This window comes from Streptomyces sp. NPDC055749, from assembly GCF_053617235.1.
Map to the genome: position 1 here is coordinate 39,612 of NZ_JBSHFH010000037.1, position 13,097 is coordinate 52,708.

Genomic DNA, 13,097 nt, shown 5'->3' on the forward strand with positions numbered 1-13,097 from the left:
GAGAGCTTCGTATGGCTGCAGGGCCCAACAACCGGTTTCTCGGCAAGTTCCGGGGGCGGGTGGTGAGCAACGACGATCCGCTGAGGATCGGGCGGGTGACGGTCAAGGTGCCGGACGTCCTGGGGGACGAGACGTCCACCTGGGCCCTGCCGTGTCTGCCGTTCACGGGGCCGCAGTCGGGGCAGTACGCGGTGCCGGCCGAAGGGGCGGGGGTGTGGGTGGAGTTCGAGCAGGGGGACGTCAGTTTCCCTGTCTGGACCGGGTGTTGGTACGGAGACAGGAGCGAGGTGCCACCCGATGCGCTCACCGGCGGCCCGGCGCACCAGAACGTGGTGATCCAGACCTCCGACCGGCACAAGTTCGTCATGGGCGACGTGCCGGACGGCGGGAACGGCATCCGCCTCCAGGCCGCGACGGGGGCGTACATCCAGGTCGACGAGAAGGGCGTGACGATCGCCAACGGCCAGGGGGCCTCGATCGTGCTGGCAGGCGGCGAGGTCAACGTCAATGACGGCCGGCTGATCGTGGCCAAGAAGAAGTAACAACAGACAACGGGGAGAGGACTCTTGTCCACACGCTCAGGGACCATCGTCAGCGCCGCCGCCACCCTCCACTGCCCGCACGGCGGCCGGGCATCCGCCACCTCGGCGCACTCGGCCGTGCGCCTCGACGGGCTGCCCGTGCACACCGCGTCCGACACCTTCGCCGTGACCGGGTGCCCGCACACCGTCGACGGGGTGCCGCACCCGTGCACCACCGTCCGGTGGAGCCCGCAGGGGGGCGGGGTGCTCGTCGACGGCGCGCCCGTTCTGCTGCACACGAGCGGGGCGCAGTGCTACAGCTCGGCGCTCGTACCGCAGGGGCCGCCGGTCGTGACCGCGACGCAGCAGGGGGCGACATGCCGATGAGGACCGTACGCGGCGACATCGCGTTCCCGTTCCGCAGCGACCGGCGCGGGCGGACGGCCCACGCCGCGCACGACGAGCATGTGCGCGATCTGGTCGAGCAGTTGCTGTTCACCAGCCCCGGCGAGCGGGTGATGCGGCCCGACTTCGGCTGCGGGCTGCTGGACCTGGTGTTCACACCGAACAGCCCCGAGCTGGCCTCGGCCCTGGAGCTGTCGGTGCAGGCCGCGCTGCAGCGCTGGCTGGGCGAGCTGATCGACGTGGAGTCCCTGGACGTGGTGAGCGAGGAGAACGTGGTCCGGGTGTATCTGAGCTATGTGGTGCGCTCCACCGGGAGCCGGCGCGACGAGGTGTTCGAAGGGAGCGGGCCCGCATGAGCAGCCCCAGCGGGGAGTTGGTCTGCCGTACGGACGGCAGGCGAGACAAGGTGCGTGCGGCACGGCTCGACGGCGTGGACGCGGTGGAGGCCGGTGACGACGGTCTGACGCTGACGGTGACGTTCCTCGGCAAGGCGCCGCACGGGCTGTGCCCGGAGAACATCCGGATCGACGGTGGCCGCCGGATCACGGGCATCGAGGCGGTCGAAGTGACCGTGGAGCGGGAGGAGGACCCGGAGCTCGACGACCGCCTGCTCGTTACGGTCGACCGCACCGGGGACACCTCGCGCTACCGGCTCTCGGTCGTGGACACCGATCCGTACGGGCGGCCGGGTACGGACCCGTTCCCCGGCTTCGATCATCGGTACTTCCGGGCGGAGTTCGAGTTCCGGCCCGACTGCCCCACGCCCTTCGACTGCGCGGACGACTCGGCGGGCCGTGACCCCGGCCCCCGGACCGAGGCGCCCGTCATCGACTACACGGCACGCGACTACGACTCCATCCGACGGCTCATTCTGGACCGGCTCGCGCTGACCACACCCGACTGGGTCGAGCGCAACCCCGCCGACCTCGGCGTCACTCTCGTCGAACTGCTGGCACACATGGCGGACCGGATCAGCTACCAGCAGGACGCGGTGGCCACCGAGGCGTATCTGGACACCGCCCGCAGGCGGGTGTCGGTGCGCCGGCACGTGCGGCTGATCGACTATCCGATGCACGACGGGTGCAATGCCCGTGCCCTGGTCACCGTCGAGGTGACGAAGCGGCTGACGCTGCTGCCGGGTACGTTCCGTTTCGCCGCGGTCGACGTCCGTACGCTGGGGCCGCGCGACCGGCCCGAGATCGGCACCGTCATCGAGGACCGCGATCTCGCGGTGCTGGCCGAGCGCGGGTCGGTGGAGGTGTTCGAGCCGTTGGTGGCCGGCGAACCGGCCGAGCTCCGCCCCGCGCACAACACCATCCGCCTGTGGACCTGGGGCGGCGAGGTGCGCGCCCTGCCGAAGGGCGCCATGTCGGCGACCTTGCGGGACGAGTGGACCGACAAGAAGTGCACGGTACGGGAGCTGGCCCTGGCGCCGGGCGATCTGCTGCTGTTCGAGGAGGTACGCGGAGCACGTTCGGGTACGCCGGGTGACGCGGATCCCGCGCACCGGCAGGCCGTACGCCTGACCTCGGTCACCCCGGGCGTGGACACGTTGTGCGGCCGGCCGGTGCTGGAGGTCACCTGGGCCCGGGAGGACGCGCTCGCGTTCCCCGTGTGTCTGACGACGCGCGGCGGGCCGGGCTGCGAACCGGTGGCGGACGTGAGTGTCGCGCGGGGCAATGTGGTCCTCGTCGATCACGGCAGGTCGCTGACGTTCGGCGGGGCCCTGCCGGAGACCGTGGTCGTGCCCCCGGAGCCCGCCGTGCTCGGTTCCTGCGAGCCGTCCGGCTTCGGGTGCGGGGACATCGACGCGGGCAACGCGACGGCCCGCCTCCTGGGCGAACGTCTGGAACAGACCCGGCACGGACGGCTGCTCACCGCCGAGCAGATACGGGAGCTGTCGACGCAGGTCGGCGACGATCAGCTGACGCGCGCCGGTCTCGGCCTGGAGCTGGCGGGGCGACGGCGCGAGAAGGTCGTGCCGGGCACCGCGTACGAGCAGGCCGAGGCGCTGGCCACGCTGCTCGCGCAGGTGGTGTACCCGGGAATCCGGCCCCGGTTCCGGCCGGTGCTACAGCGGTCACCCGTCGTCCAGGCGGCGCCCTTCCCGCTGCCGGAGCACGTCTGTGCCGGGCAGGCGGACCGGCTGGCCGCCGTGCCCGGGAGGGTGCGGGAGCGGCTGGTGGAGCTGTGGCGCAGCGCCCGTGACTGCGACGGGCTGACCGAGGCGGAGATCGATGAGCTGACGGTGCTGTTCGGGTTACGTGCCCTGGAACATGTGAAATTGCACCATCACCCGGTACATGCGCTGCGCGAGCTCCTCCACCGCAGCGAGCGGCTGCTGGCACCGAAGCTGCGCAGGCTCCACGTGCTCACCGCCCGGGCCCGCGCCGGAGCGGTGCTGGACGCGGGCATCGCCTGGGAGATCGCGCACAGCTGGGGCCCCGGCTACGCGACCGGGCTGCATCCGGACGAGCCGGTGCTGCGGGGCCCGGCGGCCGCCCTGGTCCAGGACCCGCGTGCCGCGCTGCCCGCGGTGACGGGCGTGGACGGCGACGAGACGTGGACCGCGCGGCGGGATCTGCTCGCCAGTGGGCACCGGGACCGGCATCTCGTCGGTGAGCTGGAGGACGACGGGCGGGTCGCGCTGCGGTTCGGCGACGGTCGGCATGGTGCCCGGCCGCGACCCGGCGCCCGGCTCGAACTGCACTACCGGCTCGGCGGCGGCACGGCGGGCAACGTGGGCGCCGAGGCCGTCGGCCATCTGGTGCTGCGACGCGATCCCGATACCGAGGATGCCGGAGAGGCGCTCCCGGTCGCGGGGGTACGCAATCCGCTGCCCGCCGTCGGCGGAACGGAGCCCGAACCCATAGAGCAGGTACGGCAGTTGGCCCCGCTCGACCTGAAGCGCACCCGTCACCGCGCGGTGACCGCCGAGGACTACGCCGCACTGGCCTCCGCCCTGCCGGGGGTGCAGCGGGCAGCGGCGGAGATCCGCTGGACCGGCAGTGTGCAGGAGGCCCATGTCGCCGTCGACACGCTGGGGGCCGGCGAACCGGCGCCCGAGCTCCTCGACTCGGTGGCGTACGCACTGGAGAGCTACCGACGGATCGGACACGACCTGGTGGTTGGCGCCGCGCGCAATGTACCGCTGGACATTGCACTGTCGGTCTGTGCGACCCCCGGCCATCAGCACGGGCAGATCCTCGCCGAGCTGTACCGGCTGCTGGGCAGTGGGCGAATGCCGGACGGGCGGCTCGGCTTCTTCCATCCCGATGCCCTGGTGTTCGGCGAGCCGGTGCGGCTCAGCCGGCTGGTGGCCGCCGCGGCTGCCGTACAAGGGGTGGAGAGCGTGACGGTGACCCGGCTGCGCCGGCTCTTCGACGACACGGCCGGGGGCGACGGGGATGACGGGGACGACGGGGACGACACAGCCCTGGAGGCAGGCGTGCTGCCGATCGGCCCGCTCCAGATCGCACGGTGCGACAACGACCCCGACCGGCCCGAGAACGGGCGGCTGACCATCGAACTCGCCGGAGGCACCCGATGAGCGAAACGGGCAACTGCGGCTGCGGCTGCGGCGGACACGACGAGCGCCGGGCCCCCGAGGCCCTGTACAACCCGCCGGGGCGCACGGCACTCGACTACCGGGTCGGGGACTACGGCTCCTTCCTGGCAGCCATGACGGACCGGCTCGCCTCGCCCGCCTATCCGGCGCTGCGCGGGCTGACGGTCCGCACCCCGGACGATCCGGCGATCGGCCTCCTCGACTCGTGGGCCGTCGTCGGCGACCTGCTGACGTTCCACTCCGAGCGGATCGTGGACGAGGCGTATCTGCGCACCGCGAACGAGTACCGCTCACTGGCGCTTCTCGGGCGCCTGGTGGGGCACCGCCCGAGGCCGGGCATCGCCGCCGACACCCATCTCGCGTACACCCTGGACCAGGACCCGCGGGGCACGGACGTGGAGGTGGTCATCCCGCGAGGGGCGCGCAGCAACAGCGTTCCGCTCACCTCCCAGGAGGAATCGCAGGTCTTCGAGACGGATGCCGATCTCGTGGCCCGCGCGGCATGGAACGAACTCGCGGTGCGCCGGCGCAGGCCCTCGACTCTGACCGAGCAGGACCTGAGCCGGCGCTCCGAGATCCAGGTAGCGGGCACCACGACCGGCCTCCAGACCGGCGACCGGCTGCTGTTCGTCTTCAAGGGGCAGCAGGGGGACGGCGACAACAAGGGGCAGCGGCTGCTCCGCACCGTGGCCCGGCTCCGTACCGACCGCGAGGAAGACGTGACGGGGATCGGCCTCGACCGGTCCGCCCCGCCGTCACTGGCCGAACTCGTGGCACTGCTGCGCGAGTGGATCACCGAGGACGACCGTGCGGCCGAGGACGGCGAACCCGCCCCCGACAACCCCAACCCGCGTCCGGTCAGCCGGTTCATCGCGGACTTCGACGCCCAGGTGCTCGCCCCGCTGCGGGCTGATCTGGACGGCATTGCCTCGCCCGCCCGCCTCGCTGCCAGGCTGACCGAACCGCACGAGCGGCTGGCCGAGGCGCAGGCCGTCGCCGGAGCGTACGAGGACGTCGCCGCCTGGTTCGAGCAGTTGGAGGCCATGGTTGGCGAAGTAATCGCGCAGGCAGCCGAGTTGGAGCCCTCCAGGCCCGCGCCCGACGCACTGAGAGCTGCCGCGCCCGCCGGTTCCGCGGCGCTGCGGGCGCTCGGCGCGGTGCTTCCCGCGCTGCGCAGCGAGGTCGTACGGCCCGGCTCCCGTGACGGTTCGGTGTCGGCGGACGCCGGCGCGGACCGCCTGTCGGCTCCCGGCTCCGACCTGGGGGCGCGGCTGCTGGCGGCGCTCGACCCGCGGATCACCGACGGGATGTATCCGGCGTGGCGGCAGTCCGCCCCCACCACGCCGCCGCTCCTGCACGAGGTGCAGGCGCTGCGGGTGACGACGGCGCCGTTCGGCGCGATGGCCCCGCTGCGGCCTGTCCAGGACGAACGGGGACGGGTGATCAGGCAGGCGGACTGGCCGCTGACCGGCTCGGCACTGACGACGATGAGGGTGGTGTTCGACACCGCGGGCAAGGTCCCGGTGCGTGCCGAGTTCCAGCACACCGAGACGGGATCATCGGTCCAGCAGTCGGAGATCCTGCCGTCGGAGGCCACGTTCGACCTCGGACCCGGCCGGGTCACGATCAAGACCAGGGCAGGCCAGGACCACGACCTGAGCTGGCTGAACCGGCGGCCCGCCGACTCTCAAGAGCCGGGTGTCACCGCCCAGTTGCACGAAGGGCTGCCCGAGCGGACGCTGTTCGTCTCCCGGCCCGCGGACGACGGCCGGGTCCATGTCGCCGTGCACAACGGAGAGCCCAGGAGCTGGCGTCTCGCACCCGGCGATCACGAGCAGATCAGGCACGAGGGCTACGAGTTGACCGTGCGGTACACGGTCGGCAGCGAACCGGCGAACGTGGTCATCGGCATCGCGACGGTGCCGGAGCCCGCCAACCGCCAAGTGATCGCGCTCGACTCGGTGCAGGACTCGGTCACGGTCGGCAGCTGGGTCGCGATCGAGCGCCCCCGCAAGGGCGCCGAGGGACCGGACGGCATTCCGGGCGACGGGAAACTCGGGTTCGTCACCACCAGGGTCACCGCCGTACGCACCGCCGTGTACACCGACTTCGGCATCACAGGCCGAGGTACGGAGCTGACGCTCGCAGACCCCTGGCTCGACGAGCACGACGTACTGCTCTCCACCGTCCGGGACGCGACCGTGCACGCGGGCGGGCAGCCACTGCGGCTTGCCGACGAGCCGCTCGGCGAGGACGTGCACGGCAACGAACTGGAACTGGCCGAACTGTACGACGGGCTGCGCCCGGGCCGCCGGCTGATGGTGTCCGGGGAACGCACGGACGTCCCCGCGGCGCAGGCCGCCGAACTGGTGACGATCGCGGGCGTCGAGCAGGTGCTCGACCTGCTGCTTCCCGGCGACCATGTGCACACGAGGCTGACCCTGACGACGGACCTGGTCCACCGCTACCGGCGGGCCACCGTACGGGTACGGGGCAACGTCGTGGGAGCCACGCACGGCGAGAGCCGGGAGGAGCCGATCGGCAGCGGCGACCCGGACCGTACCAACCAGACGTTCGCCCTGTGGCAGTCACCGCTGACCTGGCTGCCCGCCGACAACCCGCTGGGGGCCACCCCGACCCTCGAAGTACGGGTCGACGGGCTGCTGTGGCGCGAGGTGGACAGCCTCGCCGGGCACGGGCCCCGCGAACGGGTCTACGTCAGTGGAGTGGCGGGCGACCGGACCACGGTGACCTTCGGCGACGGGGTGCACGGGGCCCGGCTGCCCGGCGGGCACGAGAACGTCCGGGCCCGCTACCGCTTCGGCACCGGCCGGGCCGCCAACGTCCGGGCCGACAGGATCACCCAGGCGGTCACCCGGCCGCTGGGCGTCACCGGGGTCACCAACCCGCAGCCCGCGACGGGCGGCGCTGACGCGGACGGCCCCGGAGCGACCCGGTCCACGATCCCGCTCGCCGTGGCGGCTCTCGACCGGCTCGTTTCGGTCGCGGACTACGAGGACTTCGCCCGTGCCCGTGGCGGGATCGGCCGGGCGGCGGCCCGTGAGATCTTCGACGGCAGGCGGCGGATGCTGCACGTGACGGTCGCCGGGGTGCAGGACATCCCGATCGCCGAGGACTCCGATGTACTCACCGCACTGCGCTCCTCGCTCGCCCGCTACGGCGACTCCCGGCTGCCGGTACGGGTGCAGGTCCGCGAACTGGTCCTGCTGCTGCTCGCGGCGAAGGTGAAAGTGGCCCGCGACCACAGCTGGCAGGTGGTCGAACCCCGGCTGCGCCAGGCCCTGTTGACCCGGTTCGGCAGTAGCCGGCGCGAGTTGGGCACCCCGGCGCACCTCTCGGACGTCCTCGCGACGGCCCACTCGGTGCCCGGCGTCGACCACGTGGACGTGGACGTCTTCGGCGGAGTACCCGCATCCCTCACGCCCGCCGATCTGCCCGGACTCGCGGACGCGCTCGCCGAGCCATGGACGACGGTCCCGGCGCGGCTCGCCGCGTACGACGAGGACGTGCACCGCGTGACCGCACCGGAGGGCGAGACGCTCACCGACGTCGCCGCCCGGTACGGCATCGCCCTCGCCGAACTGCTGCGCCTCAACCCGGACATCACCGACACCCGGCGCCTGGAGAAGGGCCGCGCGGTGTTCGTCTTCCGCGGAATCCGGCCCGCCCAGCTCGCCCTGCTGTCACCGGACGTCCCGGACACGCTGACTCTCACGGAGGTCACCGGATGAACACCCAGGAAAGGAGCCTCGCATGAGCAGGGAACCGGACGGGCTCGCGGAGCTGCTCCCGCAGTGGCACCGGCTGCGGGACGCCGAGGAAGGCGAGCCGCTGCGCGCACTGCTCGCGGTGATCGCCGAACAGGTCGACCGGGTGCGCGACGGTGTCGAGCAGAGCTACGAGGACCTGTTCGTGGAGACGGCCGCGCCCTGGGTGCTGCCGTACCTCGGCGACCTGGTGGGCTACCGCCCGCTTCCCGGGTACGAGCGCGTCCAGTCGACCGGTCTCGGCGGCGGAGGCACGGGCGACGGCGGGGGCGGCGGCGATGCCCGCGCGCGGCTCGCCGAGGCGCTCGCGCCGCGCCGCGATGTCGCCGCGACGGTCGCGAACCGCCGCCGCAAGGGCACCCTCGCGCTGCTGGAGGAGCTGGCGCAGGAGGTCGCCGGGTGGCCGGCCAGGGCCGTGGAGTTCTCCCGGCTGGTCTCCCACCAGCAGCCGGTCAAGCTGTACGGGACGGGGGCGGCGCCCGACGACGTACGCAGGCTGGGACGCGGCAGGCTGGCCGACGTACGGGAAGGGGCGGAACTCGACCTGGCGGGCGGCCCGTTCGATACGACGGCCCGTTCCGTGGACGTACGCAGGGCCGGTTCCGTACGCCGCCAGGGCGGCCATTCCCCGGCCGGCGTCGGGCTGTTCGTGTGGCGGCTGAAGCCGTACCACGTCACACGTGCACCGGCATATTGCATCGACCGCGCCCGCAGTCTGTACACGTTCTCGATCCTCGGCAACGACAGTCCGCTCGTGACCCTGCCGGTGCCGGAGCCGTCGGTCACGCACATCGCGACCGTCGACAACGTGCCCGCGTACATCACCAGGCGGCAGCTCGCCGACCGGCTCGCGGACTACTACGGGCCGGGCAAGAGCTTCACGGTCTGGCGCGACGGCCAGGACGAGCCGGTGCCGATGTCGGACATCGTCGTCGCGGACCTGACGGACTGGCGCTACCGCCCCAAGCTCGGGCAGGTGGCCGTGGACCCGGTGCTGGGACGGATCGCCTTCGGGTCACGCTCGGCGCCCCGGCAAGGGGTCTGGGTGACGTATCACTACGCCTTCGGCGACGACACCGGCGGCGGCGAGTACCCGCGCGAGCGCGTCACCTCGCCCGCGGCACGGCTCTACCGGGTGGGCCCGGGAGAGGGCCACCAGCGGATCATGGACGCGTACGAGCAGTGGTGCACCGACCGGCGCGCGGGGCACTGCGGTCCCGAGGGCGTCATCGAGATCACGCACAGCGGCGCCTATCAGGAGCAGCTCGACTTCGACCTCGACCGCGGCGACCGTCTTGAGCTGCGTGCGGCCGAGGGCTGCCGTCCGGTGATCCGGCTGCTCGACTGGTACAGCAACCGGCCCGACGCGCTCAACATCCGGGCGCGGGAAAGCGGTGAGGGCGGTGCGGGCAGTGACGGCGGTGAGGGCGATGCTCCCCGGATCGTGCTGGACGGTCTGCTGATCACCGGGCGCGGGCTCCACGTCAGCGGCCCCGTCGGCGCGGTCGTGCTGCGCCACTGCACGCTCGTACCGGGCTGGTCGCTGGAGCCGGAGTGCGACCCGCACTCGCCCGAGGAGCCGAGCCTGGTCCTGGACCGCACGACCGCGTGCGTGTCCATCGACCGCAGCATCCTCGGCACCATCGAGGTGATCGGTGAAGAGGTGAGCCACGACCCGCTGCCGATCCACATCCGCGACAGCATCCTGGACGCCACCGGCCACGACCGGGCAGCGCTCTCCGCACCGGACTGCCGCCACGCGCACGCCGTGCTGCACGCCCACCGCACCACGGTCATCGGCGAGGTCCACACCCACGCGGTGCAGATCGCCGAGAACAGCATCTTCACCGGGCAGCTGCGGGTGGCCCGGCGCGGCATCGGCTGCCTGCGGTACTCGTACGTGCCGCCCGGCTCCCGCACCCCGCGCCGCCACCGCTGCCTGCCCGGCCCCGTGGGCACGGACGAGGCGCAGCCGGTACGTCCGCTGCTGAGCAGCGAGCGGTACGGCACACCCGCGTACGGGCGGCTCGCCGACGCCGGCCCGTGGCAGCTCCGGCGGGGCGCCGACGACGGCTCCGAGCTGGGCGTCTTCCACGACCTGTACGAACCGCAGCGCGAGGACAGCCTGCGGGCCCGGCTCGCCGAGTACACCCCGGCCGGTACGGACGCCGGGATCATCCGCGTCACCTGACTCCCGTCGCCTGATGCCCGTCACCGGATTCCTGGCACCCAACTCGACTTCTTCCGACTGCCGAACTTCCAAGGGGGACCCCTTCCCATGCACGCAGACATCTCCCGCATCACCTTCCGGCCGGACCGGCACTACTCGGCCGTCATCGCACAGCAGGGCCGGGTCCAGCTCGACGCCGATGCCAACGAACAGGCCGCCATCCAGCTGCTCCGGGCCCGCACGACCGCGGCCGACCTCATCGGGCAGCACGGCGGCCCGCGCGGCGCCACCGGCTTCGGCCTGACGTTCGTGGGCGGCGGCCGGGAGCTCGACGATCTGTCCATCGGCGGCGGCCGGTACTACGTGGACGGCATCCTGCTGGACGCGACCCGCCCGGAGCCGGGCGTCCCGGCCGATGACGACGCCGACGCCGCCCCCGAGGGCGGCGAGGCACCGGCCGCGGCCCCGGCGACCTGGACGTACTGGGACCAGCCCGACGGATACCGGGACGCGGAGCGCCCCGGCGACCGGCTGCCCACCCAATTCCCGTACCTGGCCTACCTCAAGGTGTGGGAGCGCTCGGTGACCGCGGCCGAGGACCCGCTGCTGCGCGAGGTGGCGCTCGGGTCGGCGATGCCCGACACGGCGGCCCGGCTCAAGACCGTGTGGCAGGTGCTGCCCCTGCCCGGCTCGGAGCTGGAGCTGGAGGACGGGGCGAGCAAGGACGAGGTCCGTGCGGCGTTCGCGCGGTGGACGGCTGCGCAGGCGCCGACCGCGCGGATGGCGGCGCGCAGCCTGCGTCCGGAGCAGGCGGACGAGGACCCCTGCCTGGTGAGGCCGGACGCCCGGTACCGGGGCCCGGAGAACCAGATGTACCGCGTGGAGATCCATGAGGGCGGCCAGGCGAAGGACGCCACCTTCAAATGGTCGCGGGAGAACGGTGCGGTGACCTTTTCGGTCGACGAAGTCGACGGAACCTGGGTGGAGTTGGCCTCGCTGGGCAGCGACGACAAACTGGATCTGAACGTCGGTGACCAGGTGGAGTTCGTGGACACCGCCTACACCAGCAGGGGTGAGCCGCTGCCTCTGCTGCGGATCGAGGAGATCGACCTGCCGGGGCGGCGGGTGCGGCTCTCGGACGAGCCCGATCCCTCGGTCGGGCGGCGCCCCGAACTCCACCCGTTCCTGCGGCGCTGGGACCAGCGCTCAGGTTCCGGCCACGGAACCGGCTCCGGCCGTACGAAGCGGGCCGCCGCGAAACTGCGAGGCGGCGCGGTCCGGATCGAGGAAGGCGGCTGGCTTCCTCTGGAGGACGGTGTGCTCGTGTACTTCGAGCCGGGCAGGACGTACCGGGCCGGTGACTTCTGGACCGTCCCGGCCCGTACGGCGACGGGCGACGTCGAGTGGCCGACGGACGCGGCCCGTCGGCCGCTGCTGCGGTCCCCGATGGGGATCGACGTCCACTACGCGCCCCTGGCCTGGGTGTTGGGTGAGGCCACGGTCCCGGATCTGCGGATGACGTTCGCACCGCTGGCCGCCGTCATTCCCGCGGCCGACGAGGAGGAGCTGGCGGCGGAGGCGGCGGCCGAGGCGGAGGCCACGGCGGCGGAGGCGGCTGCCGCGGCCGGTTCGGTCCCGCGTCCTGCGGGGCAGGACGACGAGGGACAGCCCGAGAACTGACGCATCACCCGCGTCATCTGCATCACCCGCATCACCCGCATCACCCGCATCACTGGGAAAGGAACACCACGATGGCAACGCCTCTGTCCGCCGACAGACTGCTCAAGGCCCTCCGGGACGAAGGTCTGCATGTCGTCGAGCACCGGAGCTGGCGCACGCACAACCGCAACCACAAGGGTCCGTGGGGGCCAGTGCACGGTGTAATGGTCCATCACACTGTGACCTCGGGTACCCAGAACTCCGTGGACATCTGCTACAACGGCCATTCGAGCCTGCCGGGCCCGCTGTGCCACGGGGTGATCGCCAAGGACGGCTCGGTCCACCTGGTCGGCCACGGCCGCACCAATCACGCCGGGCTCGGCGACGACGACGTCCTGCGCGCGGTGATCAACGAATCGGCGCTGCCCGCCGACAACGAGGCCAACACCGACGGCAACCGTTCCTTCTACGGCTTCGAGTGCGTCAACCTCGGCAACGGCACGGACCCGTGGCCGGCCGCCCAGCTGGAAGCCATCGAGAAGGCGGCAGCCGCGCTCTGCCGGGTACACGGCTGGACTCACCGCTCGGTGATCGGTCACAAGGAGTGGCAGCCGGGGAAGATCGACCCGCGCGGGTTCACGATGGACTCGATGCGCAGCCGGATCAAGGCACGGCTCGGCGCCGGCCCCGACGGCCCGTCGAAGCCGCCCGCACCGAAGCCCCCGGCGACGTACGAGCCGTTCCCCGGAGCCGCGTTCTTCCGGGCAGGCCGTCGCAGCCCCGTCATCACGGCGATGGGAAAGAGGCTGGTGGCCGAGGGCTGCGGACGGTACGAGGTCGGTCCGGGCCCGGACTGGTCGGAGGCCGACCGCAAGTCGTACGCCGCGTGGCAGCGGAAGCTCGGCTTCGCGGGGAGCGACGCCGACGGCATCCCGGGCAAGTCGAGCTGGGACAAGCTCAAGGTGCCCAACGTCTGACCCGCCGAC

At 72.4% G+C, this 13,097-nt stretch carries 8 protein-coding genes; all 8 read left to right on the forward strand.

The features are described 5' to 3' along the window. The first annotated feature begins 11 nt into the window (after positions 1–11). Positions 12–542: a phage baseplate assembly protein V gene (locus ACWGO0_RS25245; RefSeq protein WP_453539287.1), complete on the forward strand. Its 531-nt coding sequence runs from the start codon at positions 12–14 to the stop codon at positions 540–542. 24 nt (positions 543–566) lie between these two features. Then, positions 567–908, forward strand: coding sequence for a hypothetical protein (locus tag ACWGO0_RS25250; RefSeq protein WP_453539290.1), 342 nt, complete (start codon positions 567–569; stop codon positions 906–908). Then, on the forward strand, positions 899–1,282 hold the full coding sequence (locus ACWGO0_RS25255) for a GPW/gp25 family protein (protein ID WP_453539293.1): 384 nt from the start codon (positions 899–901) through the stop codon (positions 1,280–1,282). The genes ACWGO0_RS25250 and ACWGO0_RS25255 overlap by 10 nt, the downstream gene beginning before the upstream one ends. Beyond that, positions 1,279–4,476: a putative baseplate assembly protein gene (locus ACWGO0_RS25260; protein WP_453539296.1), complete on the forward strand. Its 3,198-nt coding sequence runs from the start codon at positions 1,279–1,281 to the stop codon at positions 4,474–4,476. The genes ACWGO0_RS25255 and ACWGO0_RS25260 overlap by 4 nt, the downstream gene beginning before the upstream one ends. Further along, positions 4,473–8,246, forward strand: coding sequence for a putative baseplate assembly protein (locus ACWGO0_RS25265; protein ID WP_453539299.1), 3,774 nt, complete (start codon positions 4,473–4,475; stop codon positions 8,244–8,246). The genes ACWGO0_RS25260 and ACWGO0_RS25265 overlap by 4 nt, the downstream gene beginning before the upstream one ends. A gap of 22 nt (positions 8,247–8,268) precedes the next feature. Further along, on the forward strand, positions 8,269–10,473 hold the full coding sequence (locus ACWGO0_RS25270) for a hypothetical protein (protein WP_453539302.1): 2,205 nt from the start codon (positions 8,269–8,271) through the stop codon (positions 10,471–10,473). 87 nt (positions 10,474–10,560) lie between these two features. Beyond that, complete coding sequence (locus tag ACWGO0_RS25275; protein WP_453539305.1) at positions 10,561–12,132, forward strand: DUF6519 domain-containing protein; 1,572 nt, start codon at positions 10,561–10,563, stop codon at positions 12,130–12,132. Between the two features lie 71 nt (positions 12,133–12,203). Next, positions 12,204–13,088, forward strand: a complete 885-nt coding sequence (locus ACWGO0_RS25280; protein WP_453539308.1) for a peptidoglycan-binding protein — start codon at positions 12,204–12,206, stop codon at positions 13,086–13,088. Positions 13,089–13,097 lie beyond the last annotated feature (9 nt).

What these genes read in the sequence shown, in the direction of transcription:
- ACWGO0_RS25245 (WP_453539287.1), top strand. Translation starts at nt 12, where the DNA reads ATGGCTGCAGGGCCCAACAACCGGTTTCTCGGCAAGTTCCGGGGGCGG.
- ACWGO0_RS25255 (WP_453539293.1), top strand. Translation starts at nt 899, where the DNA reads ATGCCGATGAGGACCGTACGCGGCGACATCGCGTTCCCGTTCCGCAGC.
- ACWGO0_RS25260 (WP_453539296.1), top strand. Translation starts at nt 1,279, where the DNA reads ATGAGCAGCCCCAGCGGGGAGTTGGTCTGCCGTACGGACGGCAGGCGA.
- ACWGO0_RS25265 (WP_453539299.1), top strand. Translation starts at nt 4,473, where the DNA reads ATGAGCGAAACGGGCAACTGCGGCTGCGGCTGCGGCGGACACGACGAG.
- ACWGO0_RS25270 (WP_453539302.1), top strand. Translation starts at nt 8,269, where the DNA reads ATGAGCAGGGAACCGGACGGGCTCGCGGAGCTGCTCCCGCAGTGGCAC.
- ACWGO0_RS25275 (WP_453539305.1), top strand. Translation starts at nt 10,561, where the DNA reads ATGCACGCAGACATCTCCCGCATCACCTTCCGGCCGGACCGGCACTAC.
- ACWGO0_RS25280 (WP_453539308.1), top strand. Translation starts at nt 12,204, where the DNA reads ATGGCAACGCCTCTGTCCGCCGACAGACTGCTCAAGGCCCTCCGGGAC.